General features: G+C 74.1%; 22 protein-coding genes and 4 pseudogenes. 9 read left to right on the forward strand and 17 right to left on the reverse strand.

Features of this window, described 5'->3' with window-relative positions; genetic code table 11:
* Positions 1 to 123: 123 nt before the first annotated feature.
* Both ACZ418_RS33440 and ACZ418_RS33445 read right to left on the reverse strand, forming a co-directional pair.
* Entirely contained in the window at positions 124 to 2,988 is a 2,865-nt protein-coding gene (locus ACZ418_RS33440; protein ID WP_468370661.1) for an AfsR/SARP family transcriptional regulator, read from the reverse strand.
* A 64-nt stretch (positions 2,989 to 3,052) separates the two neighbouring features.
* On the reverse strand, positions 3,053 to 4,036 hold the full coding sequence (locus ACZ418_RS33445; RefSeq protein ID WP_468370663.1) for an AfsA-related hotdog domain-containing protein: 984 nt from the start codon (positions 4,034 to 4,036) through the stop codon (positions 3,053 to 3,055).
* A gap of 253 nt (positions 4,037 to 4,289) precedes the next feature.
* Between ACZ418_RS33445 and ACZ418_RS33450 the strand changes: the two genes are divergently transcribed.
* Positions 4,290 to 4,448 (forward strand): hypothetical protein, encoded by a 159-nt coding sequence (locus ACZ418_RS33450; RefSeq protein WP_468370664.1) that lies wholly within the window; start codon positions 4,290 to 4,292, stop codon positions 4,446 to 4,448.
* 112 nt (positions 4,449 to 4,560) lie between these two features.
* On the opposite strand, the gene ACZ418_RS33455 is transcribed toward ACZ418_RS33450, so the two are convergent.
* The gene (locus tag ACZ418_RS33455; protein ID WP_468370666.1) at positions 4,561 to 7,611 is read right to left on the reverse strand and encodes an AfsR/SARP family transcriptional regulator; all 3,051 of its coding nucleotides are present in this window, start codon (positions 7,609 to 7,611) and stop codon (positions 4,561 to 4,563) included.
* A 242-nt stretch (positions 7,612 to 7,853) separates the two neighbouring features.
* On the reverse strand, positions 7,854 to 8,723 hold the full coding sequence (locus tag ACZ418_RS33460) for a 4'-phosphopantetheinyl transferase family protein (RefSeq protein ID WP_468370668.1): 870 nt from the start codon (positions 8,721 to 8,723) through the stop codon (positions 7,854 to 7,856).
* Positions 8,724 to 8,902: 179 nt separating this feature from the next.
* On the opposite strand from ACZ418_RS33460, the gene ACZ418_RS33465 reads away from it, so the two are divergent.
* Positions 8,903 to 9,487, forward strand: a complete 585-nt coding sequence (locus ACZ418_RS33465) for a TetR/AcrR family transcriptional regulator (RefSeq protein ID WP_468370669.1) — start codon at positions 8,903 to 8,905, stop codon at positions 9,485 to 9,487.
* Positions 9,480 to 10,196: an alpha/beta fold hydrolase gene (locus tag ACZ418_RS33470; RefSeq protein WP_468370671.1), complete on the forward strand. Its 717-nt coding sequence runs from the start codon at positions 9,480 to 9,482 to the stop codon at positions 10,194 to 10,196. The genes ACZ418_RS33465 and ACZ418_RS33470 overlap by 8 nt, the downstream gene beginning before the upstream one ends.
* Here ACZ418_RS33470 and ACZ418_RS33475 read toward each other — a convergent pair.
* The 4 genes and pseudogenes from ACZ418_RS33475 to ACZ418_RS33490 form a co-directional block, all read right to left on the reverse strand.
* A complete protein-coding gene (locus ACZ418_RS33475; protein WP_468370672.1) occupies positions 10,130 to 10,939 on the reverse strand; it encodes an isocitrate lyase/PEP mutase family protein in 810 nt (269 codons plus the stop codon). The two genes, ACZ418_RS33470 and ACZ418_RS33475, sit on opposite strands and share 67 nt — an antisense overlap.
* Before the next feature lie 222 nt (positions 10,940 to 11,161).
* Positions 11,162 to 12,895, reverse strand: coding sequence for a DUF2264 domain-containing protein (locus ACZ418_RS33480; protein WP_468370751.1), 1,734 nt, complete (start codon positions 12,893 to 12,895; stop codon positions 11,162 to 11,164).
* 67 nt (positions 12,896 to 12,962) lie between these two features.
* Positions 12,963 to 13,325 (reverse strand): annotated as a pseudogene (locus ACZ418_RS33485) (SGNH/GDSL hydrolase family protein); the annotation flags it as partial.
* A 204-nt stretch (positions 13,326 to 13,529) separates the two neighbouring features.
* Positions 13,530 to 13,778, reverse strand: coding sequence for an RICIN domain-containing protein (locus ACZ418_RS33490; RefSeq protein ID WP_468370753.1), 249 nt, complete (start codon positions 13,776 to 13,778; stop codon positions 13,530 to 13,532).
* A 73-nt stretch (positions 13,779 to 13,851) separates the two neighbouring features.
* On the opposite strand from ACZ418_RS33490, the gene mmuM reads away from it, so the two are divergent.
* Entirely contained in the window at positions 13,852 to 14,778 is a 927-nt protein-coding gene (gene mmuM, locus ACZ418_RS33495; protein ID WP_468370673.1) for a homocysteine S-methyltransferase, read from the forward strand.
* Between the two features lie 142 nt (positions 14,779 to 14,920).
* Positions 14,921 to 15,071 (forward strand): annotated as a pseudogene (locus tag ACZ418_RS33500) (LacI family DNA-binding transcriptional regulator); the annotation flags it as partial.
* Between the two features lie 140 nt (positions 15,072 to 15,211).
* On the opposite strand, the gene ACZ418_RS33505 reads toward ACZ418_RS33500, so the two are convergent.
* From ACZ418_RS33505 to ACZ418_RS33520, 4 genes and pseudogenes are all read right to left on the reverse strand, one after another.
* Positions 15,212 to 16,780: a carboxylesterase/lipase family protein gene (locus ACZ418_RS33505; RefSeq protein ID WP_468370755.1), complete on the reverse strand. Its 1,569-nt coding sequence runs from the start codon at positions 16,778 to 16,780 to the stop codon at positions 15,212 to 15,214.
* A gap of 150 nt (positions 16,781 to 16,930) precedes the next feature.
* A pseudogene (locus ACZ418_RS33510) lies at positions 16,931 to 17,727 on the reverse strand (hypothetical protein).
* Positions 17,728 to 17,754: 27 nt separating this feature from the next.
* Complete coding sequence (locus ACZ418_RS33515) at positions 17,755 to 18,207, reverse strand: hypothetical protein (RefSeq protein WP_468370675.1); 453 nt, start codon at positions 18,205 to 18,207, stop codon at positions 17,755 to 17,757.
* A 51-nt stretch (positions 18,208 to 18,258) separates the two neighbouring features.
* Positions 18,259 to 18,543: a putative Ig domain-containing protein gene (locus ACZ418_RS33520; RefSeq protein WP_468370677.1), complete on the reverse strand. Its 285-nt coding sequence runs from the start codon at positions 18,541 to 18,543 to the stop codon at positions 18,259 to 18,261.
* A gap of 212 nt (positions 18,544 to 18,755) precedes the next feature.
* On the opposite strand from ACZ418_RS33520, the gene ACZ418_RS33525 reads away from it, so the two are divergent.
* On the forward strand, positions 18,756 to 19,769 hold the full coding sequence (locus tag ACZ418_RS33525; protein ID WP_468370678.1) for a hydroxyacid dehydrogenase: 1,014 nt from the start codon (positions 18,756 to 18,758) through the stop codon (positions 19,767 to 19,769).
* A 243-nt stretch (positions 19,770 to 20,012) separates the two neighbouring features.
* Complete coding sequence (locus tag ACZ418_RS33530) at positions 20,013 to 20,195, forward strand: hypothetical protein (protein WP_468370680.1); 183 nt, start codon at positions 20,013 to 20,015, stop codon at positions 20,193 to 20,195.
* A gap of 114 nt (positions 20,196 to 20,309) precedes the next feature.
* On the opposite strand, the gene ACZ418_RS33535 is transcribed toward ACZ418_RS33530, so the two are convergent.
* The 3 genes from ACZ418_RS33535 to ACZ418_RS33545 form a co-directional block, all read right to left on the reverse strand.
* Positions 20,310 to 20,570, reverse strand: coding sequence for a hypothetical protein (locus tag ACZ418_RS33535; RefSeq protein ID WP_468370682.1), 261 nt, complete (start codon positions 20,568 to 20,570; stop codon positions 20,310 to 20,312).
* Positions 20,567 to 21,430: an isocitrate lyase/PEP mutase family protein gene (locus tag ACZ418_RS33540; protein WP_468370684.1), complete on the reverse strand. Its 864-nt coding sequence runs from the start codon at positions 21,428 to 21,430 to the stop codon at positions 20,567 to 20,569. The genes ACZ418_RS33535 and ACZ418_RS33540 overlap by 4 nt, the downstream gene beginning before the upstream one ends.
* A gap of 157 nt (positions 21,431 to 21,587) precedes the next feature.
* Complete coding sequence (locus tag ACZ418_RS33545) at positions 21,588 to 22,244, reverse strand: ThuA domain-containing protein (protein ID WP_468370686.1); 657 nt, start codon at positions 22,242 to 22,244, stop codon at positions 21,588 to 21,590.
* An 81-nt stretch (positions 22,245 to 22,325) separates the two neighbouring features.
* Here ACZ418_RS33545 and ACZ418_RS33550 point away from each other — a divergent pair, with 81 nt between their 5' ends.
* Complete coding sequence (locus ACZ418_RS33550) at positions 22,326 to 22,958, forward strand: VOC family protein (protein ID WP_468370688.1); 633 nt, start codon at positions 22,326 to 22,328, stop codon at positions 22,956 to 22,958.
* A gap of 72 nt (positions 22,959 to 23,030) precedes the next feature.
* On the opposite strand, the pseudogene ACZ418_RS33555 reads toward ACZ418_RS33550, so the two are convergent.
* Together ACZ418_RS33555 and ACZ418_RS33560 are read right to left on the reverse strand one after the other, a co-directional pair.
* Positions 23,031 to 23,213 (reverse strand): annotated as a pseudogene (locus ACZ418_RS33555) (helix-turn-helix transcriptional regulator); the annotation flags it as partial.
* Positions 23,214 to 23,563: 350 nt separating this feature from the next.
* A complete protein-coding gene (locus ACZ418_RS33560; RefSeq protein ID WP_468370689.1) occupies positions 23,564 to 24,787 on the reverse strand; it encodes a YihY/virulence factor BrkB family protein in 1,224 nt (407 codons plus the stop codon).
* A gap of 131 nt (positions 24,788 to 24,918) precedes the next feature.
* Here ACZ418_RS33560 and ACZ418_RS33565 point away from each other — a divergent pair, with 131 nt between their 5' ends.
* A complete protein-coding gene (locus tag ACZ418_RS33565; RefSeq protein ID WP_468370690.1) occupies positions 24,919 to 26,556 on the forward strand; it encodes an acyl-CoA dehydrogenase family protein in 1,638 nt (545 codons plus the stop codon).
* Positions 26,557 to 26,686: the final 130 nt, after the last annotated feature.

Below are 26,686 nucleotides of genomic sequence, written 5' to 3' on the forward strand. Positions count from 1 at the left end.
CCCGGAGTGCTCGGGCGGTGAGGTCACGCAGGATGCGGCGGGCGGTGCGGTGGCGCCCGCGCCTGTGCGGAGCGCGCGTCCGCTCGCGGAGTTTCCGTGGTGGGCCGGTGGCCTGACCTGCCGTCATCCCGGCACCGGCTCCCGTATGAGCCAGACCCCGGGGCGGACCTCCAGGGCCGGCGGCTCGCCGGGGGACCCGGAGTGCTCGGCGGCGGTGAGGTCACGCAGGATGCGGCGGGTGGTGCGGTGGCCGTAGTCGAGCCAGCGGGTGTCGCCGAGCCGTTCGGCCGCCTCCGTGAAGCGGGTGAACCCCTGCAGCGCCTCCGGCAGCCGCCCGGCCGCCAGTTCGGCCAGGGCGAGCCCGCGCAGCGCGTCGGTACGGCACCGCTCGTCGCCCGCGGCGGTCCCGTCCGGCCGGGCGGGCTCCAGTGCCTGCCGGTACAGCGCCTCGGCCCCGGCCGGGTCCCCCGCGCTCAGCGCGCTGTCGGCGAGTCCCACCAGGGCCCGGCCGGCCTCGGCACCGCCGGCGGCGAGGTCCGCGTACGCCAGGGCCTGCCGGTAGTGCGCGGCGGCTTCCTCGATACGGCGGCGCTGCCAGGCCAGATCGCCGAGCGAGCGCTCGACCCCGGCGAGCACGTCGGGGCGGCGGGCCCGGCGTCCGGCGTCCCGGGCCGCCCGCAGCAGCTGCGCCCAGGTGTCCCAGTGCCCGCCCGCCTCCAGGTAGCCGCTCGCCGCGTCCGCCAGCCGCCAGACCTGCGGCCACAGGCGGGCGGCATGGGCGTGTCCGGCGGCGGTGGTCAGGCCGGGCAGCGCCGTGCCGAACCAGGCGGCCGGGTCGCCGGCGACGATCCGGGCGGGGTCCAGCCAGCCGGGCATCGCCTCGGCCTCCGGCTCCTTCGCCGGCCCGCGGCCCGGGGCGAGCAGGCGGTCGGCGTAGTGGGCGATCGCGGCGCAGGCGCCGGCCAGCCGTCGTACGGCTGCCCTGCGGCTCTCCGCCGGCTCCTCGGTGTGCAGCAGGTCCAGGGCCAGGGCGCGGACCGGCGGATGACAGTCGTACCACGGCTCGGCCCCGCCGCCCTGCCGCCGGGGCAGCAGCAGGTGGACGGCGGTGAGTTCGGCGGCCACGCCCGCGGCCTGGGTGGGGTCGGCGCCGAGCAGCGCGGCCAGGGTCCACAGCGGGAAGCCCTCGCGTGGGGCGAGCGCGCTGAGCCGGAAGGCCCGGCGGGCGGGTGCCGACAGCGGCCGGCAGGCGCCGAGCAGCCGGGCCCGGAGGTCGGGGCCCTCCGCATCCCGGGTGGGCAGGTCGAGCAGGGCTCCGGGGTCCGTGAGCGCGTCGGCGAGGGTCCGCAGGGACCAGTGCGGCCGTTCGGCCAGCCGCATCCCGGCGGCCCGCACGGCCGCCGGCAACCCGCCACAGGCCCCTACGACATCCCGCACGGCCTCGTCGTCACCGACCCCGTCGGCTCCGGCTCCGCTCTCGGCCCCGCTCCCCGCGGGCTCGGCACCGGCTCCGGGCTCCACGGTGCCGGGACCGAGCCCGCCCGGGGCCGTGCCGGATACGGAACCGAACCAGACGTACCCCGAGGCGTCGTCAGAACCCGCCCCGGTCTGACCCGAGCCCCCCGTGCCCTCACCGTGACCGGCCCCGACTGAGGCGTCCTCCTCCGCGCCCGCCCCGATCACCGCCCGCAGCAGGCGTTCCGCCTCCCCCTGGCGGAGGGGCTCCACCGGCAGGTGGCGGGTTCCGTCGGGGCCGGTGAGCGGGTGGCGGGTGGTCACCAAGAGGGTGCCGGCGGGGAGGAGCGCGGTGACGGCGGTGAGTTCCGTTTCCGCGTCGGGGCCGTCGAGGCCGTCCAGGACCAGGAGGCGGCGCGGCTCCCGCAGCGCCTCGGCGACCCGGTGCCGTATGTCCGCGTCCGCGCCGTCGGCCGCGTCGGGTGCGAGCGCGCGCAGGATCGCGCGCAGGGCGCGGCCGCTCCGGTCCTCCTCCGCCGCGACCGCCGCGAACACCGCGCCGCCGGGGAACGCGCCACCGTGCCGGTGGGCGAGTTCGAGGGCGACGGCGGTCTTCCCCACGCCGGCCGTCCCGGCGAGCAGGACGACGGCCGGACCGGCGGGGCCACCACCGGTGAGCAGGGCACCGGCCTCGGTCAGCAGCCGCTCCCGGCCGATGAACTGCCGTACGCGCTCCGGCAGTCGGGACCGGGCGCCCGTGTCGCGGTCCGCCGCCGGGGCGGTGAGCAGGGCCGGGTCGGACCGCAGGATCCGCTGGTGCAGCCGGCGCAGCCCGGGGCCGGGGTCCGTGCCGAGCTCGTCGGCGAGCATGCGGCGCAGCCTGTCGTACCGGTGCAACGCCTCGCCCTGCCGCCCGCAGCGGTAGAGGGCGACCATCAGATGGGCGTGGAAGACCTCGCGGTAGGGGTGTTCCGTGGTGAGCCCGAGGAGTTCGCCGACGAGCGCGGCGTGCCGGCCGAGCCGGAGTTCGGCGGCTATCCGGCGTTCCAGCGCGGTGAGCCGCTGTTCCTCCAGCCGGACGGCCGCCGCGGACAGCAGCGGTCCCTGTGGCACCCCGGAGAAGGCGGGGCCCCGCCACAGCGCCAGCGCCCGGCCGAGCTGCCGTGCGGCGGTCGCGAAGTCCTCTTCGTCGTATGCCTGCTGGCCCTGCCCGGCCAGCCGGGCGAAGACCTCCAGGTCGGTGTCGCCGGGTGCGCTGTCCAGGCGGTAGCCGGGCGGCACGTGAACCAGCAGCCGGGCGGCCGAGCCGGGGCCCGGTGGCTGGAGCACGGTGCGCAGCTGGGAGACGTACACCTGGAGCACACCGGGCGCCGAGCGGGGCGGACCGTCCGGCCACACCTCGTCGATCAGGGTGCTGCTGGGCACGACCTCACGGGCGCGCAGCAGCAGGGTGGCGAGCACCGTGCGGACCTTTCCGGCCGTCGGAGTGGCCGGTTCGGCCTCCAGCGGCCCCAGCAGGCGGTAGCGGTTCATGTCCCCCGTGTCTCCTCGTTCTCCTCTTGACTTCTCCCGTGTGTTCTCCCGATGTCCGGACGTCTCAGACGTCCTGGACGACGGTCATCCGGACGACCCCCACCTGGTGGGTGTGCTGGGTGAGCTGCACGTCGACGCGGAGCTCGGGCGGTCCGTCCGGTGTGCGGTACGGGGCACGGGCGCGCAGATCGAGCCGCAGGGGCAGGTCGGGTTCGGCGAATCCCTGGAAGCGGGCCTGCCACTGCGTCAGCACGCACGAGCCGGCGGTCAGGGACCGCTCGCGCTGGGCGAAGAGGACGGCGGCCTGCTGGGTGGCCTCCATCAGCACCAGGGAGGGGATGTGGTCACCGACGCCGTTGATGTGGCGCAGGAGGCGGCCGGGGTGCGGGCGGACGTGTGCGGTCAGGGTGTCCGCGGTGTGGCGGACGCCGGTCAGCAGCACGTCGCGGGGGTCGGTGCGGGCCACGTCGGCCGCTCCGACCGGCGAACCCGGCCCGTCCGCACCAGGTGATGATCCGGCTGCTTCGAGCCCGTCCAGTGCCCTGTCCCGTCCCTGGGTGCGGTGCAGGCGGTACACGCCCGGGGTGAGGAACACCAGCCGGGCGCTCGCGGTACCGCACGGGACGTCGTCCACGCGCAGTCCGGCGCGGCACAGCAGTCCGCGGGGCACCCCGCCCACGACGTCGACGGGGTCGACGGTCAGGTCCAGGTCGAGCTGGGCGGGCAGGGCACCGCGCCGCCAGGCGTCGGCGGGGTCGAGGGCGAGGGCGGCCTCGGCGAAGGCGGTCTCGCGGCGGGCCGGCACGTCGAAGTGCTGGTGGGCGACGAAGAGGGCCATCTTGCGCAGGATCTCGACGGGGACGCAGGGGTCGTGGCAGGGACCGGTGCCCTCGGCGAACGGGGGCGCGGGCTGGGGCAGCACGGTGGCGAGACCGAACTCCTGGCGCACCGGCCCGGCCGCGGCGGGCGCGCCCAGGGCGGGGCCGGGCCGGTGCACGAGGTGGTGCAGCGGCTCGGGTTCGCGGGTGATGACGGGGTCTGCGTGCATACCGGCAGTGTGGGCCAGGCCCGTTCCGTTCCCGATCCCGCGCCGGGAAGGGCGGCGGAGCGTTCCCGGTACTCCTTCGGAACAGGGCGGGGCGAGGGTGGAGGCAGCGAGCCGGACCCGGCCGTCGCCGGACCGGATGTCCGGCCCAGCACGGGTTCCACCCGTGTGCCGGCCCCTGCCGGCTCCGCGCCGGCCTCGTACGCCGGCCGTACGTCAGCCGTGTGCCCGCCCTGTCCCGTCCCTAGGAGGATCCGTGTTCAAGCGTGCCGTCATCGCCCTGGTGGCCGTCGCTGCCCTGCTGCCGTTCGCCGCCACCGCCCACGGGCACTCCCCGGCTGGGCACAGTGTGGTCGCCGACCCGGAGGTGGGCAACAGGACACCGGCCGGCGCACCGTCGCTCGTCCTCGGCTGACCGCGGCGTCGGCGCCCGGCGCACCACCGTACGGCGGCCCGGGCGCCGCACGACACGTCAGCCGTGCACCGGCCCGCGGCCGGAACCGTCCTTACAGGCCGTCAGCACAGCCTCAGCAGGTCCTCAGCAACCCCCGCGGTACGCCCATCGCCTCGAAGTGCGCCCGGGCCAGTTCCCGGTCGGTGCGGGCGCGGCAGGTGTCGCCGAGGGCCTCGTGCGCGTCGGCCATGCCCTGCAGGGCGAGCGCCTCGCCCAGCCGCCGGCCGATGCCGGAGGCCAGGGTGTACGCCTTCTGGAAGTGGTCGAGCGCGTGCGCGAAATCGCCGCCCGCGCGGTACACCAGCCCGGCGGCGGTGTGCACGCGCGAGGAGAGGAACGGCGAGCTCTCCATGCGATTGAGCCGCAGCGCCCGGTTGGCGTGTTCGCGGGCCTCCCGGTGGCGGCCCGCGAGGGCGAGGAGTTCGGCCGAGCGGGCGGCCAGCCGGGCCAGCCGGGGCCGGGTGCGGTGCCGGGCGACGAGGTGCTCGGCCCGGGCCAGCGCCGTGAGGCCCACCTCCAGCCGGCCGAGACCGGCCTGCGCGTGGGCCACGTTGAGCAGCGCGTCCACCTCAAGGACCTCGTCCCCGGCGGCGCGGATCAGGGCGACGGCCTCGTCCGCGCAGCGAGCGGCCCGCTCGTAGTCGCCGAGGACCCCGCTCGTCCAGCTGATGTTGAACAGAGCGATGCCGACCCGGCGCGGATCGCCGAGCACCTGGTGCATCTCCGCGGCGCGTTCCAGCAGTTCCAGCCCCTGCTGGTACTCGCCCAGCTCGCCGAGGATGACACCGATGCCGCGCAGGCAGATCGCCTCGGTCTCGGTGTCGCCCACGCTCCGGGCCAGTTCCCTGTTCTGCCGGAAGGCCGCGATGCCTTCCTGGTAGCGGCTCAGCCCCCACAGCGCGATGCACAGCTCGGTCCGAATGTCCAGCAGTGGCCCGGTCTCACCCAGCGCACGGGCGAGGGCCACCCCGGTCTCGGCGACGTCCAGGTGGTCGTGCAGATTGCCGTTCACCGCGAGGTACGCGCCGAGCGGCCGGACGAGGGGCAGTCCCTCCCGGGGCAGGCCGGTGTCGCGGGCCAGTCGGAGCAGCGCCACGAGGTTGCCGCGCTCTCGGTTGAACCAGTCGACGGCCTGCGCGGATCCGCTGAACCCGGTGCCGCCGTCGTCCCCGGCGTCGTTGTCGTCACCGTCACCGGCCCGCTCGTCCTGTCTCCGGTACAGGACCCGCTGGGCGGCGCGCACCCGCTCGCCGTAGTGCTTCAGGAGCCGCCGGCGGGCGTGGTGGTCCTCGGCGTGGGTGGTCTCGTCGGGCAGGGCGCGGACGAAGCTGCGGACCAGGTCGTGGAAGCCGTACCGTTCGTCGGTGCGCTGTTCGAGCAGGTTCACGTCGACCAGCGCCTCCAGGTGCTCCTCGGCGGTGTAGTGGTCGGTGCCGAGGAGGGCGGCGGCCGCGGCGACGTCGAGGCCGTCGCCGGGGAAGAGCCCGAGCAGCCGGAAGACGCGCCTGCGTTCGGGCTGCATGGCGTCGTACGACAGCCGGATGCTGGACTCCACGCTGCGGTCGCCCTGGCTGAGTTCGGCGAGGGTGCGCTCCTGGTTGCGCAGTCGGCGCACGAGATGGCACAGGGTCCAGCGGGGCCGGTCGGCGAACCGTCCGGCGGCGATGCGCAGGGCGAGCGGCAGCCGCCCGCACAGGCCGATCAGTGCCTCGGTGGCGGCCGGGTCGGTGGCGAGGCGTTCGGCGCCCAGGGTGTGGACGAGCAGCGCCCGGCAGTCCTCGGGGGTGAGTTCGCCGACGGCGAGGGCGGCGACCCCGTCGAGTCCGGCGAGCCGGCTGCGGCTGGTCACCAGGACGAGGGAGTCGGCGGAGGACGGCAGCAGGGGCCTGACCTGGGCGGCGTCGGCGGCGTTGTCGAGGACGACGAGGAGCCGCAGGCCGGCGGTGGTGACCCGCCACAGCGCTATCCGGCTCAGCGGGTCCTCGGGGATGCGCTCGCCGGGGATGCCGAGGGTGCGCAGCAGTACTTCCAGCGCCCTTCCGGAGGCGAGGGGTTCGCGTCCGGGCGAGAAGCCGGCCAGGTCGATGTAGAGCTGGCCGTCGGGGTAGCGGTCGCGGACGCGGTGGGCGAAGTGCACGGCGAGCGCGGTCTTGCCGCTGCCGCCCATCCCCTCCAGCGAGACGATCTTCAGGTGTTCGCCGCTCTGGCCCTGGGTCCACTTCTCCAGCAGCCGCAGCTCCTCCTGGCGTCCGGTGAAGCCGGGCAGGTCGTACGGCAGGGAGTTCGGCGGCCCGCCCACGGGTACGGGCGCGGGCCGGAAGGCGTCGGCGCGGGCCTGTTCGGACAGCGAGGAACGCAGGCCCAGGGCGGGGCTGTTGCGCAGGATGTCCTCGTAGAGGCCGCTGAGTTCGCCGGAGGGGTCCACGCCGAGTTCGTCGGCGAGCCGGCGGCGGATGTCGGCGTAGGTCTCCAGTGCCTCGGCCTGCCGGGCCGAGCGGTACAGCGCGAGCATCAACTGGCCGCGCAGTCGCTCGTTCAGGGGGTGGGCGGACACGAACCGCCTGAGGTCGGGGACGAGTTCGGAGCCGGCGCCCTGGTCGAGCCGGATGGCGTACAGCTGCTCGGCGGCGGTCGTCCGCTGGTCGTCCAGGGCGGTGGCGGCGCTCTGTACGACGAGTCCGCCGAGCCCGTCGAGGGCGGGGCCGCGCCACAGGCCGAGCGCCTCCTCCAGGAGTGCGGCGGTGCCCGCGCTGTCCCTGCCGCGGCCGTCGCGAGCCTGCCGCAGCAGGGCACGGAAGCGCAGCGAGTCCAGCTGGTCGTCGCCGACGGTCGTGCGGTAGCCGACGCCCTCGGTGCGGATGAGTTCCGCGCCGCCGGGTATGCGGCGGCGCAGTTCGGCGACGGTCTTGCGGATCTGCTGGGCGGCGGTGGCGGGCGGGTCCTCCTCCCAGACGGCCTCGGCGAGGTGCGAGGCGGGCACGACCCGGTTCGGTTCCAGCAGCAGGGTGGCCAGCAGCCGCTGCTGTCTGAGGCCGCCCAGTTCCACGGGCCGGTCACCGACATGCACTTCCAGCGGACCCAGCACGCGGAACACCGCTGGGTCCTGCTCCCCCGATTGCGTCATGTTCTCCGTCTCCAGGTCCCGAGGGCCTGCATCGACCGGCAGCACTCGACGACGGGGGGACATCGAGCCGTCCTGCGCCTGGACGCACGGCACTGTACGTCGAGGCGTGCCGGGACCGACACGCTCTGGCACCCCCCGTGGATCCAGTCGACCCGCGTGTCACGGTCCGCGCGTGATCGTAACCTCAGTGCGACGAGGGAAGCCGGGGGCACTTGCCACTTGAACAAACGTTTGCCGACGGCCTAGTTGCCCTTCTCCAACTCGTGGGGAAGACGGGAAGGTTCGCCGGGCCGTCGCTGTGCGGAGTGCCGCCACGCGGTCAGATCGGCGCCGAAGGTCCGGACGCGAGGCGGCAGTTCACCGGCCTGGCGCAGGGCCACGGCGGCGGACACACCGGCTCCGGCGGGCACGGGCAGCAGCGCCCAGCGGTCGACCCGGGCGAGCGGGGTGCCGTAGCCCGGTCCGGGGCCCACGCAGATGGTGCCGCGGTCGGCCTCCAGGCCGTTGTGGCAGCCGCGCAGGTAAGCCTCCTTGCGGGTCCAGCAGTTGAGCAGGGCGGCGCCGCGACGGCGGGGCGGCTGGACGGCGATGGCGAGCCGTTCGGCGGGGTGCAACTGGGGCGCCAGGGCGTCGGCGTCGAGCAGTCCGGCGTCCCACGGCTCGCGTTCCTCCGCGGCGATGCCGACGGGGGCGGCGGCCAGGGCGCAGACGACGGTCTCGCCGGTGTGGTCGGTGGAGAAGTGCAGCCCCGGCATGTCGGGGAGCAGTTGCCTGCCGTGCCGCACGCGGCACTCGGCGCACCGCTCGCGCAGCGGGCGCACCTGCTGCGGTGGCAGTCCGGCGCACGCGGCGAGCAGCAGCCGGAGGGTGACCTCGGCGAGCAGGACCCGGGGGCGCAGCCGGGGGTGCACCCCTCGGTCCAGACGTCGCACCACGTCCGGACCGAGGAGGTGCGCCGACCGTTCGGCCTCGGCGCACTGGCGGGGTGACACGCGCACCAGCCAGACGTCCACCTGCCCGGGGGGCGGGCAGTAACCGGACTCCGGCAGGGGTGCCGCCTGGGGGAAGAGCGGCGCCCGCCGCACGGGCCTCGCGTCCGTCGTCGACGTCATACGGCACCACCTCGCACCGAGAGTTCCCGAACAGGCCGGGAACCACTGTGCGTCCGGCTGCTGCAGAACGGCTTCAGCACGGCTCGCGGCAGGACCGCTTCGGACCCGGACGCTTCAGCCCGGGCGGTTTCCTGGCTTGCCTAGGGTGTAACCTAGAGGCCTTAGGGAAAGGGGCTCCCATGGCCCGAGCCGGCCTCACCGCCGACCGTGTCGTCACGGCCGCCGCCGAACTCGCCGACGAGGCGGGCTTCGAGAACGTCACCCTGTCCGCGCTGGCCCGCCGCTTCGGCGTGAAGGACGCGAGTCTGTACTCACACGTCCGGGGCCTCGCCGACCTGCGCACCCGGCTCGCGCTGCACGCGGGCGGCGAGCTGATCGACCGGATCGCGGCGGCCGTGGCGGGCCGCGCGGGCAAGGACGCGCTGGCCGCCTTCGCCGGTGCCTACCGCGCCTACGCCCTGGAGCACCCCGGCCGGTACGCGGCCACTCAGATCCGCATCGACCAGTCCCTGATCGCCGACTCCCCGGCGATGCGCCGCACCGCCGAGATCACCTACGGCATGCTGCGCGCCTACGACCTGGCGGAACCGGACCTGACCGACGCCGTACGCCTGCTGCGCAGCACCTTCCACGGCTACTGCGCCCTGGAGTCCTCCGGCGGCTTCGGCGCGGACCGGGACGTACGGGCCTCCTGGGACAAGGCGATCGACGCCCTGCACCTGGCCCTCACCCACTGGCCCCGGGAGAAGGGGAACGATGACTGAACCGCTTCACTACGACGTCTCGGGCCGCGGTCCGGTGCTGCTGGTCCTGCCGGGCGGGGCCGGGCATCCGATGGGGCTCGGGCCGCTGACCGAGCGGCTGGCCGCGCACTTCACCGTGGTGACGTACGACCCGCTGGGCCTCGCCCACGGCCGGCTCGGCCTGCCGGTCCCCGGGCAGCGGGTGGCCGACTGGAGCGAGGGCGCGCACCGGGTGCTGGAGGCGGTGCTGCCCCAGGGCGGGTCAGCGTATGTGTTCGGGACCAGCTCCGGCGGCATCACCGCTCTGGACCTGCTCGCCCGGCACCCCGGGCGGCTGGCGCACGTGGTCGCGCACGAAGCGCCCTGTGTGACGGTGCTGCCCGACGGGGCGGAGCGGCGGGCCGAGTTGATCGGGCAGCTGGACGGCCCCGGACGCCCGCCCGCGGAGGGCGAGTCGGCGACGCCGTACGGCGTGTTCCTGGCCCGGGTACTGCGCCCGTTCACGTCGTACGCGCCGGCCTTCACCGCCGCACCGGGCACGCTCACGCTCGCCGCCGGCGCCGACTCGCGCGACGGGGTGCTGCACCGGACGGCCGTGTCGCTCGCCGAGCGGCTGGGCGGTGCGTTCACCGAGTTCCCGGGCGGGCACCTGGGCACGTTGGATCATCCGTCGGCGTTCGCGGACCTCCTCGCCGACACGCTGCGCTCCAGTCCGCGGACCTCGGCGTAGGTGGGGGTGGTGCCGCCCGGGGCACGTCCGGCGGCGATCTCGGTCACCGCGTCCAGGGCCGCGCCGAGCGCCCGCCGGTAGAGCAGCGAGCCGAGGCTGATGCGGCGGACGCCCAGGTCGGCGAGGTGGGCGACGGTGGGGCCGGTGGGCGAGTAGAGGATGTTGAGCGGGGCGTCGAGGTGCCGGACGAGCGCGGCGATCCGCTCGGGGTCGGTCAGCCCGGGCACGAACACCCCGTCGGCACCGGCCTGTTGGTAGGCATCCAGCCGGCGCAGGGTGTCCGTCTCGTCACCGTCGCCCAGCCAGTGGGTGTCCGTGCGGGCGTTGACGAACAGGCCGGGTACGGCCGATGTCACCGCGGCGATCTTCGCGGCGTGCCGGTCCACGGGCCCCAGTCCGTCCTCCAGATTGATGCCGACCACGCCCACCGCCCACAACTCGCTTGCGAACTCGGCCACTTCGTCCGGGTCGTCGGCGAAACCGTCCTCGGCGTCGACGGACAGCAGGTACGGCTCCGAGCCGAGGGTGAGGGCGAGGCGCAGGGTGTGCTCGCGGGTCGCGCCCTGACCGTCGGGCAGTCCCACGGCCGCCGCCACCGCGAGACTCGTCGTACCGATCGCGGGAAAGCCGCGGGCCGCGAGCGCGCCGGCCGAGGCGTGGTCCCAGGCGTTGGGCAGGAGGAGCGGCTCGCCGGGGTGGTGGTGGAGTCCGGCGAAGGAGGTCACGGTGGGCTCTGCGGTCATGCGGCCACGCTAGGCGCCGAACCCTTCGGCGCGGGCCGAACGGTGCGGGCCGGACCGGTGAACGGCAGTCGCCCCGCCGGCGCGCCCTCGGCCGACCTGGTCCGTCGGGCGGGTGCCCAAGCGGAACCCCGAGCCGACGGCAACCCGTTCCACCGCGGTGACCGCCCCCGGGCACCCGCACCTGGGCCTACGCGCCCGTCACCGCGCCCCGCTCCGCCCATGTCACCGGCGCCGCACCGACCACGACGAGCCTGCGGATCGCCCGTCCGAAGCCCTGGCCCGCCCGTCCGCAGCCGTGAAGCCGAAGACGCGTTCCGCGCCGGACGCCCAGCGGACGCTCACCTCGTACTGCTCGCCCACCTGTACGGACACCAGCTCCGCGAGGGGCCGGGGGGCCGGCTCGCCGGTGAGCCGGGCGAGCGCCACGAACAGCGTGGCCTCGCCCGCCCCCGTCTCCCCCGTCATCTCCCCGGACAGGCCCGACACGGGCAGGAGTTCGGCGCGCAGCCCGTCCGAGGCCGGCCAACCGGTGATCCGCACCGGTGTCCCGGGCTCGGCCCCGGCCACGAGATGGGCGCGCACCTCCACCGCGCCCTCGGCCAGCACGAGGCTGGTGACGGTGATCCCGTCGCGCACGGTGTGCCGCGAGGCGATCCATCCCTCGCCCGTGCCGAGCGGTTCGATCCCGGTGCGGCTCGGATCGCCGCCGACGATCACGCTGTTGTCGTACGACGCGGTGGGCACGGTCGCCGTCGAGTAGGCGAGCCGGGTGTAGTAGGGGTCGTAGCGGATGTCCTCGCTGCCGTGGTTGTGCAGCCGGACCAGCCCGTCCGAACGGGTGGACTGCAGCAGCCAGTTGGGGGCCCGGACGGGCCGCACCTCGTCGGCGCGCTCGGCCGGGCCCGGTTGCTCGGTCGCCGTCCACACCTCGTGCTCCGCGGGCAGCAACAGGCCGAGAAACCCTTTACTGGCCCAGTACGGGGAGGCCGGGCCCGAGTAGTTCTGCACCAGTGACTCGTCGGGGCCGAGCCAGCCCAGCGGAAGCAGTCCGCGCTCGTCGACCGCGCCGCCGTCGAGGAAGTACCGCAGCGCGCCGGAGGCCAGGCGCCGGGTCTCACCGGGGGCCAGGGGCGTCTGTCCGGTCAGTGCGCCGAGCCAGAGCGGGGCGGTCGTCGCGAAACGGTAGGTGAGGGAGCGGCCTTGGTGCATGGGAGCGCCGTCGCCGTCGAACAGGCGGGCGTATTCGGCGAGGTGGCGCGACAACCGTCCGCCGTACACAGAAAGCAGTTCGCTGTCGTCGGCCAGCCAGGCGTGGAGGACCGGGTACAGGTGCATGGCCCAGCCGTTGTAGTAGTCGAACTTCCGGCCGTCACCGTCGGTGTACCAGCCGTCGCCGAGGTACCAGCCCTCGATCCGTTCCAGACCGCGGTCGATCGCCTTGCGTGCCGCCTCCGGCCGGTGGCCGATCTCCACCAGGAAGCCGCCGACGGTGACGGGGAACAACTCCCAGTTGCACGGCCAGGGTTCCGCGGTGAGCGCGTCCGCCAGCCAGTCGGCGGTGCGCTGCCGTACGGAGTCGTCGAGCCGGTCCCACAGCAGCGGCCGGGTCAGCCGCAGGGCGAGCGCGAGCGACGCGGCCTCGACGAGCGGCTGGCCGCGGTCCTCGATGCGCGGCCAGACCCCGCGGGGCCCGGCGGCGAGGCCGTCGGCATAGCGGCCGAGCGCGGTCTCGTCGCGGCGGAAGGCGGCCAGCAGCAGCGTACGGGCGTACCCCTCCAGGCCGTCGGAGAGGTGCCCGGAGTGGCTCACATGGTCGCCGGGCAGATGGTAGAGGGCGCCGTCGGGGGTGGCGTAGGGCTGGACGGCGGCCAGCAGGGCGTCGGCGGCGGCCTCCCAGTGGGCGCGGGTGTAGCCGGTGTACGGGCTCGACTCGCGGTCGTCGGCGGGCAGTCGGATCACGGCAGTGCTGTCCTTCCTGGCGGGGCCCGGGACGCCCCGGTTCCGGTCGGGGCGCCCCAGGAGCTCATCCCACCCGCACGGAGCCCTCGGGCACCAGATGCAGGTCGGCAAGCGCGTCGCGGACCAGACGCTTCTCGTTGTAGAGGTAGATCGCCTTGGAGCCCTCCGGGCCGAGGGACTCCACCAGTGCCTTGGTCTTCGCGGTGAGGTCGATCAGGGGGACGTGTTCGGCGGCGGCCACGGACCGGACGACCGCCGGGAGATCGACGCCGAGACCGTTGACCAGCAGTGCGGTGCTGTTGTCCAGGGTGCCGTCGGCGTTGAACCAGCGGCGGACGATCGGGGTGACGAGCACCGGCTCGCCGCCCTGGTCCCGGATGCCCGCGGACAGGGTCTCCAGGTTGGCCCGGTAGGTGGCCTCGTCGGTGGCCGGCCTGCGCGGGCGGCCGGCCACAGACACGGTCAACGGCACCTGGGCCTCGGCGATCCCCTCCCGGCCACCCAGCCGAGCACACGGACCCCAGCCGGTACAACGTGCTGAGGATCGACCTGGTGAGCGGTTCGGGGACGACGGGCCATCTCAGCGCGGGCACGGCGATCGACGCCATCGACCTGCTCGCCTGAGGTCGGTTCATGTTCCGTGCGTCCACTGCTGGTTCGTTCCTCCGTTGCAGGCGTAGGTGGTGATCGCCACGGAGTTGGCGGTGGATGCGCCGGACACGTCCAGGCACTCGCCGGTCGTCCGGGCCTTGATGTTCACGTACGAGCCCGAGGTCACCACGGACCACTGCTGTGCGCACGTCGGTTGTGCACGAGCGGAGCGCGCACCGGAGCCGGGGGCAGCCCGCCGAACCTGACACGGCGGTTTTCCGCAGGTCAGTCATGGCGCGGCGGGACGCTCACCAGCCGGACGCCAAGGCCCGCCGGCGTTCCGTTTCGACTAGCGTCGTGACATGACCAGCGACGCCTCCCCCAGCCTCGCCTCCGCCCTCGCCGCCGGGACGGTCGTGCTCGACGGCGGCATGTCCAACCAGCTGGAGTCGGCCGGCTACGACCTCAGCGACGAGCTGTGGTCGGCGCGGCTGCTCGCCGAACGGCCGGAAGCGGTGACGCAGGCGCATCTCACCTACTTCCGGGCGGGCGCGGACGTGGCCATCACCGCGAGCTACCAGGCCACCTTCGAGGGTTTCGCGCGGCGCGGGATCGGCCATGACGAGGCCGCGCGGCTGCTCGCGCGGAGCGTGGACCTCGCGCGGGAGGCCGCCCGGCAGGCCGAGGAGGAGGGCATCGACCGGCCGCTGTGGGTGGCGGCGTCCGTCGGGCCGTACGGCGCGATGCTCGCGGACGGCTCCGAGTACCGCGGCCGCTACGGGCTGAGCGTGGACGAGTTGGAGCGCTTTCACCGGCCGCGGATGGAGGTGCTGGCCGCCGCCGCGCCGGACGTCCTCGCGCTGGAGACGGTGCCGGACGCCGACGAGGGCGCCGCGCTGCTCAGGGCGGTGCGCGGACTGGGGGTGCCGGCCTGGCTGTCGTACTCGGTCGACGGCCGGCACACGCGGGCCGGGCAGCCGCTGGAGGAGGCCTTCGCCCTGGCCGCCGACGTGGGCGAGGTGATCGCGGTCGGCGTGAACTGCTGTGCGCCGAAGGACGTGGAGCCCGCCGTGGAGATCGCGGCGCGGGTCACCGGCAAGCCGGTGGTGGTCTATCCGAACAGCGGCGAGGCCTGGGACGCCGAGGCGCGCGCCTGGACGGGGCGGACGAGGTTCGGCGCCGACCAGGTGAAGACGTGGCGGGACGCGGGGGCGAAGCTCATCGGGGGGTGCTGCCGGGTGGGGCCGGAGGCGATCGCGTCGATCAGGCGGGCCTTGGGCACGGCCTGAACGACGAGGGACGGTTGCGTCGTTCATCGCACGTATGTGCCCCGGTGACACTGGCCCCGCCTCCTTCCGAGCGCTAGCCTCCCGCACGGGAACCGGTTTCTATGGCGTTGCCGCAGTTCCCGACGGTGCGGAGGGGCTGGGTGTGACCAGGAAGAGCGAGGCCGCCGGGCGGAGCACGATCCGGGGTTGTCGCGGCGCGGGCCGGGGTGTCCGCGTCGACGGTGTCCCGGGTGCTGGGCGTGGTGTATCCGGTGAGCTCGGCGACCCGGACCCGGGTGCTGCGGGCGCACCGCCCTGGGCCACGCCGCGGACTCCCCCGGCGAGCACCTGCTGTTGGGCACGCATGGGGTGGTGCGGGATTCGGTGGCGGCGACCGAGGGATGAGCGGCTGACTCCCGTCAGCGCGCGACCGACAGCCGGCGACCGTGACCATTCACCGCCGCCGGGCCCCCACCGACCGCCGCAAGCGCCGTGCCGCCGCCGCCAGCTCCGCTCCCGGTGCCCGGACGTCCGAGGCGGGGCCGGGTTCCGGGTCGGTGGGGGCGGTCGACCAGAGGGCGATTTCCGCGTCCCGCGGCCCGTGTGCGGTATGCGGTTCGCCGTCGCCGAAGACCCGCACCGGATGGGACGCGTCCCAGGCCTGCCAGCCGGGGTCCCCGGTCGTCGCGAAGCGTACCCAGGCCGCGTGCATCGCCTCGGCCAGCTCCCGCGGGGCGCCCTCGCCCGCCAGCTTCTTCGATTCGGGCAGGTCACCGGAGTCGAAGACGAACCCCAGTTCCAGGGCGTGGCAGGCGCCGAGGCCGGGGCGGTTGGACGGCCAGGCGAACTCATAGGCGTACGAAGCGCCGGGGCGGGCGTCGGCGAGGCGGTGCAGCGGGAGGCGCAGCAGATGGTCGGTGACCATCTGGCCGACGATCTCGGCGGCGCCGGCGTCGGGGTGCAGGGCGCGGTAGCCGCGGGGCACCTCGTGGCCGGCGCGGCAGCGGGCCATGGCTCCGGCGAGGGCGACGGGCCCGAGCCGGTCGACGCGTTCCAGCAGCCCGCCGGGCACCAGCCAGAGCCGGTACTCGTCCCGGGTCCAGCCCATGAGCAGCTCGACACCCTGGGCGGCGTCGCCGTCGATCAGGGCCTGGAGGGGATCGCGGGGCACGAGGTCGCCGTCCACGACGATGCCGAACGCGGGTCCGCCCAGGACCGGGCTGCTCAGCCGGCCGACCTCGGCCTGGGTGCGCAGCAGCAGGTCACGGTCGACGGCGGCGAAGGCCTCGGCGGTGGCGGGGATCTTCAGCCGGGTGGCCATGCGGCGCACCATCCGCCGTACCTTGTCCCGTTCGGACGCCTCCGGTGGTCCGCTCTGCAGCACCGCGCGCCGGATCAGGCCCCGGCTCGCGGGTGCGGCGAGCAGGGCGCCGACGCTGATGGCGCCTGCCGACTGGCCGCACAGGGTGACCTGGTCCGGGTCGCCGCCGAAGGCACCGATCGCATGGTGCACCCAGCGCAGGGCGGCGAGCTGGTCGCGCAGGCCGGCGTTGGGCGGTGCGTCGGGGAAGAGCCCGTAGCCCTCGACGCCGAGCCGGTAGTTGACGGAGACACAGACGACGCCGTCCCGGGCGAAGGTGGCGCCGTCGTAGACGGGCACGGCGGAGGATCCCCTGGTCAGAGCGCCGCCGTGGAGCCAGACCAGGACCGGGAGGCGGGCGCCGGGACCCGGCTCGGGGGTCCATACGTTGAGGTTGAGGCAGTCGTCGCCGGGGATCTCCGGGTCGGACAGGTACTGGGCGAACGCCTCGGAGTACGGCGGTTTCGGCGCGGTGGGCCCGAAGGCGCCGGCGTCGCGCACCCCGTCCCAGGGCTCGGGCGGCTCGGGCGGACGGAACCGCCGGGGGCCGAAGGGCGGGGCGGCGTACGGGATGCCCCGGAACACCGCGACACCCTGCTCGTACCGGCCGCGTACGGCCCCGTACGGCGTTCTGACCACGGGGTTCGCCTGGTCCGCCGTCATCGCCCACCAGCCCTTCGCCGCGCGCTCGTGCACCGTGCACCATCAGAGCACCACAAGAGCGCCCGGTATTCCGGCGCACGGGCGCGCGGGAGGGCCGTTCGGGCTACCCCGGTACGGTAGGTGAGGGACGTGTTGCTTTCCGTGCGGCGGCTACTTGGCGTACATCAGCGTGCCGAAGCCGAGCTGGTCGTGGCCGCCTCTGGTGGAGCCGTAGTCACCGCCGCCGCCTTCGAGGGCCACAAGGTCGTGGTACAGGGCCGAGATGTACTTGTCGTCCAGGTACAGACGGCGGTTGTAGTGGAAGTGGAGCATCGCCCACACGGGGCGGACCTGCCCGCGGGAGCCGGAGCCGATGACCGTCTGCGACTGCTGGGCGCAGTTCTGGCCACTGCCCCAGGTGTAGGTGGTGTAGGGGACGTCCTGGCCGGTGTTGTACTTCGCGACGTACTGGGCGGCCTTCATGAAGCGGCGGTCGTCGTACGAGTACAGGTCGTCACCCTGGTTCCAGGCCATCTCGCAGAGGGCGCCCATCTGGCCCATGCCCATGATGGTGTGCCCCTGGTCGCGGCCGTGTTGCACAGGTCCCAGTTGGCCCAGTAGTTGGTGATGCAGGCGTCGTTGTGGTTGGTCAGGAAGCTGTTGCGGATGATGGTGGCCTGCGGGTTGGGTGTCCGGGTGGACGCGGAGTGGGAGTTGGCGGTCAGCCTGTTCCAGCCGGACAGCCGGGGGTCGTCGCCCGCGGCGACCCTGACCTTGGCGCGGTTGATGTCGCCCCAGTTGTGCAGCATCCCGGGGTGGGTGAAGGTCGCCGGGGCCGCGGGGGCGGAGGCGCCGTGGGCGAGGGCGGCGGTGAGGCCGCCGGCGGTCTTGAGCAGACCGCGGCGGCTGACCTCGGTCCCGGGAGGTGTGCGTGGGGGGATGTGCGGCTCATGGAGGGCATCTCCCATCGTGGAGTGTCTACATGGGGGTGATGCTCACCTCGTCGAACTCGGTGGTCCTGCGGGCCAGGAGGTCGAGGGGGTCCAGGTGGCGCCGCCGTCGGTGGAGGCACAGGCGGTGAAGGTCGTGCCGGTGCGCCTGAGCCGTAGCAGGCAGGGGGCGGTGACCGTCGCGTTGCCCGTGAAGGCGGACTTTCCGGCGACGGTCGTGCGCAGCATGAGCTGGGCGCTGGTGCCGCCGGTGACGATCGCCCCGGCCGCCTGGTCGAACGGTGACAGGGACTTGGCCATGAGCAGTCCGACCCGGTCGCCGCTCGCCCCGCTGCGGGAGACCAGCCGGGCGGTGATCTCGCAGTCGCCGGTGACGGACTGCCGTACGAACTGGCCCGTCACGTCCTGGTTGTTGACACTGAGGTCGGTCCCGGCGCCCCGCACCACGAAGGTCCCGTCCTGGTGGGCGGTGCAGGCGGGGGTCTGGACGGCGACCACGCCGAGCGTGCCGTAGGCGCGGTCGTCGAGGATGACGTCACCGAGGTCGCCCTACGTCCAGGGCGCGGGCGGCGGGGTGCCGACGGTGAGGGTGAGGGTGCCGCTGGTGTCGCCGGCCGCGTCGCCCGCGGTGGTGGTGACGGTGAACTCGCCGGTGCCGGTGGGTGTTCCGGAGATCAGGCCGGTGCGGGGGTCGACGCGCAGGCCGTCGGGCAGCCCGTCCGCCGTGAACCGGGTGGGTTCGTGCGCCGCCCGCAGGAGGTGCTGGAAGGGAACGCCCGTGTTCGCGAAGGCGGTTGTGGGCGAGGTGAGCCGTGGCACGGACGGGGTCGGCATGGCGGCGGAGGCGGACTCCGACAGCGGCCCCGGCCGGCGGTGTTGGTGCGCGAGCCGCGCCGGGATCGCCAATACACCCCACCCCTGCCACTCCGCCTGCCGATTGACCGCCGTTCCCCGGCAGACATACGGTAGAAGGCGCTTTCTGAAGGTTTCTGCAAGCATCCAGGTACCAGCTCCATCCCTGTTCCCGCTTCCCTCCCAGGAGAGCCATGCCCAGCCCTCACCAGCCACGGGCCGTGTTCGCGATGGATCCGGTGCACCTGCCGTTGCTCTTCCCCCCGCCGCTCATGGCCCGGCTGAGGCGGACGGCCGACATCGACACGGAGCTCGTCGTACGGGACTTCACCGATCCGGCGGCGGCCGACGCCCTGGCCCGGACCGAGGTGCTGATCACCGGCTGGGGCTGTCCGCATCTGGACGCCGATGTCCTGGCCGCGGTCCCGAAGCTGCGTGCCGTCCTGCACGCCGCGGGCTCGGTGCGTTCCCTGATCGGCGAGCCCCTGTGGAAGCACCGCGTCACCGTGTCCAGCGCGGTCACGGGCAACGCCCTGCCGGTGGCGGAGTACGCGCTCGCGATGATCCTGCTCGTCGGGAAGGACGCCTTCGACCACCGCGAGCGCTACCGCCGCACCCACGCCGGCCCGCCCCCCGCCGAGACCCGGGCCACCGGCAACCTCGGCCGCCGCGTCGGGGTCGTCGGCGCCTCCCGCGTGGGCCGCCGGCTCATGGAGCTGCTGCGCCCGTTCGACCTCAAGGTGCTGCTGCACGACCCCTACGTGGGCCCCGCCGCGGCCGCCGCCCTCGGGGCGGAACTGCTGCCGCTGGAGGAGCTGTTGCGGCGCAGCGACATCGTCAGCCTGCACGCCCCCGACATCCCCGAGACCCACCACATGCTCGACCGGGCCCGGCTCGGCCTCATCCGGGACGGCGGTGTGCTGATCAACACCGCACGCGGTGCGCTGGTCGACCACGAGGCGCTGACCGAGGAGCTGGTCTCGGGTCGACTGCGCGCGGTCCTCGACGTCACCGAGCCCGAGCCGCTGCCCGCCGGTTCCCCGCTGTACCGGCTGCCCAACGTGTTCCTCACCCCGCACATCGCGGGCTCGCTCGGCAACGAGCTGGAGCGGTTGGGCGAGATCGTCGTGGCGGAGCTGGAGCGGCTGGCGGCGGGCCTGCCGCCGTTGCACGAGGTGCGGCACGCGGATCTGGCCCGGGTCGCCTGATGCCCGCGGGAGGGTTGCTGTCCACCGGCCCACCGAGCCCTGGAGGGCCGCTGTCCACAGGTTCACCGGGCCCTCGGGGGCGGCTGTCCACAGGCCCGCCGGGTCGGAGTGACGATGGGATACGGTTTCCGCACCGGCGCGGGCGGGACCGGGCAGGCCCGAGGGACGGCCAACTGCGTGATGTGGGGCGCCTTTTCGGGCGCAGGACGGTGACGGCATCCCGGGCGGGATCGTTTCCCGGGCATGGACCTCACCACGCGCACCACAGCGGCCCTCGCCGTGGCCGCAGTCGCCCTGGTCACCGCCTACGGCACGGCCCACGCCGCCTGTCACACCGTCGCTCCCGGACCGCACCGGGCCACCGTGGCCGCACCCGGCGACGAGCACGACCCCAAGGACGGCCGGCCCGACCTCGGCGAGGACTGAACCGGCCCCCGGCCCGCCCGGGCCTGCACCGCGGTGACGGCCGGGCACCTCCCGCAGAGGGTGCCCGGCCGCCGTCGTACGCCGTGTGCGGGGTGACGGGGGGACGGCCGCCGGTCAGTCCTCCCCGCGGTGGCGGTGGGCGGCGCCGACGAGGGCCTCGATCGCGTCCACGGCGCTGCCGTCGTGGTCGCTGCCGGCGGTGCCCTTGCCGGTCTGGACATTGGCCGTGCGGTCGATCTCCAGCCAGGAGTCGGCGTGGGAGTTGTCGATCACGGTGAGCAGACTGCCGGACGCGGCCGCCGGTGCCGCACCGGCCCCGAGCACCGCGGCGGCGACGGCCGCCACCATCCCGAGCCGGAGTACGGCGCCCGTCACACGCCCACCCCTTCGGGGGTGAGCCGCTCGCGGGCGATGTTGCGCTCCAGCAGGCTGGTGGCGGCCTTCACGCCGATCCCGCTCGCCGGATCCACCTCCGGCAGCCGGCCGTCGGCCGCCTTCAGGCCGGCGAGCGCGGAGTCCATCGCCTCGTGCGCCGCGAACAGGCACGGGGTGCTGTAGATCGCGACGTCGACGCCGAGGTCGGACAGCTCACCGAGGGACAGCCGGGGCGACTTGCCGCCGGCGATCTGGTTGAACAGCAGCGGCTTGTCTCCGACGACCTCACGGATGCGCTTGATCCACTCGATGCTGCGCACCCCGTCGACCAGCACCACGTCGGCGTCGGTCGCGGCCAGTCGCTCGGCGCGGTGCAGGATGTCGTGCTCGTCGGTGGCGTCCGTACGGGCGACGACGACCAGGTCCTCGCGGGTCTGCAGGACCTTGTGCAGCTTCTCCAGGTACTCCTCCAGCGGCAGCACCTGTTTGCCGTCGGCATGGCCGCAGCGGCGGGGCCGTTTCTGGTCCTCGAGGATCACACCGGAGGCGCCGATGCGCTCCAGCCCCTCGACGACGTGACAGGCGACCTCGGGGTCGACGTACCCGTCGTCGATGTCGACCAGCAGATGATGGTGCGGGAACGCGCCCCGCAGCCGCTGGACGAAGGCCACCATGTCGGGCCATGCGATGAAACCGATGTCCGGCAGCCCGTAGTACGAGGCCGCGAAGCCGAAGCCCGAAACGAACATCCCGTCGTAGTGCTTGGCCGCGATCGACGCCGAGTACATGTCGTACACGCCGATCAGCGGTGTGGTCCCGGGCCCGGCGATGCGCTCGCGCAGCTTCTTACCGTAAGTCAAGGTCCGGCTCCTCCTGTGGGTGGGTGACGCGGGGCCGGATGGCCGACGCGTCTCGACGCCCTTTGCCAAGACAAGAGCTTCTCTAGATACTCACGTGACCTTCCGCGTACGCGAGCTTTACTCACCCCAATGGTGGAACCGGTTCACCGGAGAAACGTCACGCATGGAGCCGTCCCGCCCAACCGAGCCCGCCGTCCAGGTGGGCCAGGAAGGCCGGATCGCGGTAGGCCTCGGCGGCGTGACCGAGTGCGGTGTAGAACACGCGACCACCACCCGGTCCCTGCTCACGGCACCAGGCCAGCGGATGGTCCGCGCCCATCCCGCCGCCGTCGTACGACGCCTCGTCCGCGCTCAGCAGCACGCGCACCCGTGCGCGGGGGCTGGCGTCGAAGTCGTACCACTCGTCGGTGAAGTCCCAGACGGCCGGCAGCCCGCGGGTCGCAGGATGGCCGGGGTCCTCGACGACGGCCCGGCCGGGCTGGAGGGCCGGGTGCCGTACGAAGCGGGCGCCGAGGAGTTCGCCGTAGTACGGCCAGCCGTACTCGGTGCAGGCCGCCGCGTGCACCCCCGCGAAACCGCCGCCCGCGTCGACGTACCGCGCGAGCCGCTCCCGGCCGACCGGGGTCAGCACATCGCCGCTGGTGGACAGGAAGACGACGACCGCGTACCCGTCCAGCGGCCGTTCGAGGTCCACCGGATCCTCGGTGTGCTCGACGGCGAACCGGCCCAGCGCGCGCACGGCGGCGACGGCGTCCGGGATGGAGTCGTGGCGGTAGTCCGTGGTGCGGGTGTAGAGCAGCAGTCGCGCGGCCATGGGACGACCCTAGGACGCAGCGGCCCGTGGCCGCTCCAACTCCCTTGAAGCACAGGCCCGCTGACCGTAGCCTCGCCGGGCATGAGCGCCGTTCCCCCGTTCCTGGACCATCTCGTGCTCGCCACGCCCGATCTGGCGGCGACCGTCGCCGACTTCGCGCGGCGGACCGGGGTGACGCCCGTGCCCGGCGGTGCGCATCCTGACCTCGGCACGCGCAACCATCTGGTGGGGCTGGGCGGCCGCAGCTACCTGGAGATCCTCGGCCCCGATCCCGAGCAGCCCGAGCCCGACGGTCCGCGGCCGTTCGGGGTCGACGGCCTGGCCGGGCCGCGCACACTGACCTGGGCGATCAGCCCACCCGACCTGGACGCGACGCTCACGACGGCCCGCGAGCGGGGCTACGACCCCGGCCCTGTGCACCCGATGAGCCGCCGCACCCCCGACGGCACCTTGCTGCGGTGGCGGCTGACCGACGGCGGCCGTGCGCATCCCTCCGGCCTGGTCCCGTTCCTGATCGACTGGGGCGAGTCCCGCCACCCCGCGGCCTCGGGGCTGCCGGTCACCCCGCTGCTGGAGGTCTCCGCCACGGTGCCGGACCCGGAGGAGGTACGCGGCCCGCTCACGGCCCTGGGCACGAGCCTGGCCCTCGCCGCGGGCCCCCTCGCACTCTCCTTCACGGTGGACACGCCCAACGGTCCGGTCACCTTCGGCTGAGGCGGGGCGCGGGGAGGTGGACGGCGGCCTCACTCACCGGGTGGAGACGACCGAGTGGACTCATGCGGTACAGGCGCTGCCGTGGCCGACCTGGCGGGAGACGCTGTCGAGGGTGAGGTCCGTGTCGCGCAGGCGGTCGGCGGCGAGGGTGATCCGCCAGCCGGTCAGTTAGGACATCGGGGGTTCGCTGACGAGGTCGGTGAAGCGGCGGGCGAGGGCCGCGCGGGACACGTCGGACTTGGCGGCGGGCGCGGCCCGGCGAGCGGTCGGCCGGGGTCGCGGGGCCGGCCGAGGAGGTGGAGTTCCTGGTCGAGCTGTTCGCGTCCCTGCTCGACGGGCGGAATCTGCACGTCTAGGACGGCGTGCGGTAGGTGCTGCGCCGGGGACCTTCGGGGACCTCGCCTGGGAGGCGGCCGCGGCCGGGGCGGGGCAGGCCTGGCGCCGGCGAGCGGGGCCTCTCGGCCGGTACAGGCGCACGCCCCCCTTGCACGTGCGCGCCCGTACGCCCGAGCCCGCCGGCCTGCACGCCCGGCGCCCGCGCCCCAAGCGCCCGGATCCCTCCCCGCCGACACCCGCGGGCCATGCGCCCCACCAGGTCGGTTCTCCTAGTGCGCGGTCCCGCCGTCCCCGTTGGACTCGTGCGGATGCCGTTCGTCGGTCTCGTGCGGCGGCCGGTCGCCGTTGGCCTCGTGCGGGTCCCGGCCGTTGGCCTTGTGCGCGTGGTGGGTGTGCTTGGCGTGGGTGCGCAGGCGGGCCGTGACGTCCTCGGGGGGCAGGAAGCGGGACCAGCGCTCGGGGAACTCGGAGGGCATGTCGGGGTCGTCGGGGTCGGCCTCGCGGGCCGCCGCGGCCCGGGCGACGTACTCGGCGACCTGCACCTCCCGCATCCGCTCGTTCGCGGCGCGGGCGGCGGCCGTGGCGGCGGCGGGCCAGACCCGGTCGATGGCGGCGTTCACGGCCGCGCCGACAAGGACCGCGAAGGCCGACACGCCGATCCACAGCAGCACGGCGACGGAGGCGGCGAGGGAGCCGTAGATGGTGGCGCCCTCGATGGTGTGCACGAGGTAGATCCGCAGCAGGAAGCTGCCGAGGACCCACATGGCCAGGGCGACGAGGGCGCCGGGCACGTCCTCGATCCACGGTGAGCGGACCGGTACGGACACGTGGTACAGGGTCGTCAGGAAGGCGACGGACAGGACGATGACGACCGGCCAGTACAGGACCTGCACCAACGTCTCCGACCAGGGCACCACCCGCACGACCGCGTCCGGGCCCGCCACCATCAGCGGCAGGGCCACCGAGCCGATCAGCAGCGCCACGATGAACAGCAGGAACGACATCATCCGGGTCTTGACGATGCCCCGGACGCCGTCGAGGCCGTACATCACGGTGATGGTGTCGATGAAGACGTTCACCGCGCGCGATCCCGACCACAGGGCGAAGACGAAGCCGATGGAGATGACGTCGGGCCGGCCCTTCATCACGTCGTGCAGGATCGGTTCGGTGATCTCCTTCACACCCTTGTCGGACAGGACCGTCCGGGAGGCCTCGAGGATGTTGGTCTCGAGGCTGCTGATGGTGTGGGCGCCGGTCCAGGTGTCGACGTAGGCGAGCAGCCCGATGAGGCAGAGCAGCAGCGGCGGCACGGACAGCAGTGTGAAGAACGCCGCCTCGGCCGCCAGGCCCAGGATGCGGTACTCCATGCAGGAGTTGACGGTGTCCTTGAGCAGCAGCCAGGCCGTCTTGCGCTTGGAGACGTTCCGGTAGAGAGCTCTGGCCCGGTGGAGGCGACCGGCGGGCCGCGCGGGGGGTTCACTTGCTGGCTGCACGACCCAAAGGTATCCGCAGCACCGGACCGCCCTCACCTTCCGGGGCGGGCGAGCGGTTCCGGCGCGCCCGGCGGGGCCACTGTGCCACTCTGGAGGCCACCACCGCTGCTGTCCCGGGTAGGTTCGCAATCATGGCAGGCACCTCCACCCACACCGTGACGAACCAGCCGCCTCCCCTGGTCGGCTACGACGTCTTCACCGCCGACCGGGCCCTCGTGGCCGCGGTCGAGCGGCACACCGGTCCGGGCGTGCTGGACGAGGTGCGCTCGGAGCTGTCCGCGCTGGGCCGCGCCGCGGGCTCGGCCCAGGTGCAGGAGTGGGGGGCGCAGGCGAACGAGCACCCGCCCCGGCTGCGCACCCACGACCGGTACGGCCACCGGATCGACGAGGTCGACTTCCACCCGGCCTGGCACCGGCTGCTCGGCAAGGGGGTCGCGGCGGGGCTGACCGGCGCCTGGACCCGGCCGTCCGGGCATGTCCGCCGGGCCGCCGGCTTCCTGGTCTGGACCCAGGTCGAGGCGGGCAACTGCTGCCCGCTGTCGATGACCCACGCGGCGGTGCCGGCGCTGCGGACCGATCCGGTGCTCGCCGCCGAGTGGGAGCCGCGGCTGACGTCCACGGTCTACGACCGCGAGCTGCGGCCCGCCGCGCGCAAGCCCGGCGTGCTCTTCGGTATGGGCATGACCGAGAAGCAGGGCGGCAGTGATGTCCGCGCGAACACCACCGAGGCCCGGCCGCTCGCCGAGGCGGGCGCGTACGAACTGACCGGGCACAAGTGGTTCTGCTCGGCTCCCATGTCGGACGCCTTCCTGGTGCTGGCGCAGGCCCCGGAGGGCCTCACCTGCTTCCTGGTGCCGCGCGTCCTGCCGGACGGCACCCGCAATGTGTTCCTCATCCAGCGGCTGAAGGACAAGCTGGGCAACCGGTCCAACGCCTCGGCCGAGGTGGAGTTCGCCGGCACCTGGGCGCGCCGGGTCGGCGAGGAGGGGCGCGGGGTGCGGACGATCATCGAGATGGTCGCGGCCACCCGGCTGGACTGCGCGCTCGGCTCGGCGGGCCTGATGCGGCAGGCGGTGGCGCAGGCGGTCCACCACTGCGCCTACCGGGAGGCGTTCGGCGGGAAGCTGATCGACAAGCCGCTGATGCGGAACGTCCTGGCCGACCTCGCGCTGGAGTCGGAGGCGGCGACCGCGCTCACGCTCAGGCTGGCGGCCGCCTACGACGACGGCAGCGAACCGGAGCGCGCCTTTCTGCGGCTGGCGGTGCCGGCCGCCAAGTACTGGGTCACCAAGCGCTGTGCGCCCGTTGCGGTCGAGGCCGCGGAGTGCCTGGGCGGAAACGGTTACGTCGAGGAGTCGGGCCTGCCCCGGCTGGTACGGGAGTCCCCGCTGAACTCGATCTGGGAGGGCGCCGGAAACGTTCAGGCGCTGGACGTGCTCCGGGCGCTGCAACGCGAGCCGGGCGCACTCGACGCCTGCCTGACCGAGATCGGCCGCTCACACGGCGCCGACCACCGTCTCGACCGCGCCGTGAAGGACCTCTTCACCGAGCTCGCCGATCTGGACGCCGTCGAGGGCCGGGCCCGGCGGGTCGTGGAACGCCTCGCGCTGGTGCTCCAGGGTTCGCTCCTGGTCCGGCACGCCCCGCCGGAGGTGGCAGACGCCTTCTGCGCGTCCCGCCTGGGCGGCGACCACGGAGCGTCTTTCGGCACTCTGCCAACAGGCCTGGATCTGGCGTCGATTGTGGAACGAGCACGCCCGGCACTCTGAAACGCACGCTGCCGGTCCGAGCGAAGCCGGCCGAACCCCCGGCGGGGGTGGTGCTGCGCCGACACGGCACCACCCCCACCTCATGGGCCCGTTAAGCCCGCGGACGCGACACCGCGTCGGGGTCAAGTCT

The sequence above is a fragment of the Streptomyces sp. NPDC030820 genome (genome assembly GCF_055572075.1).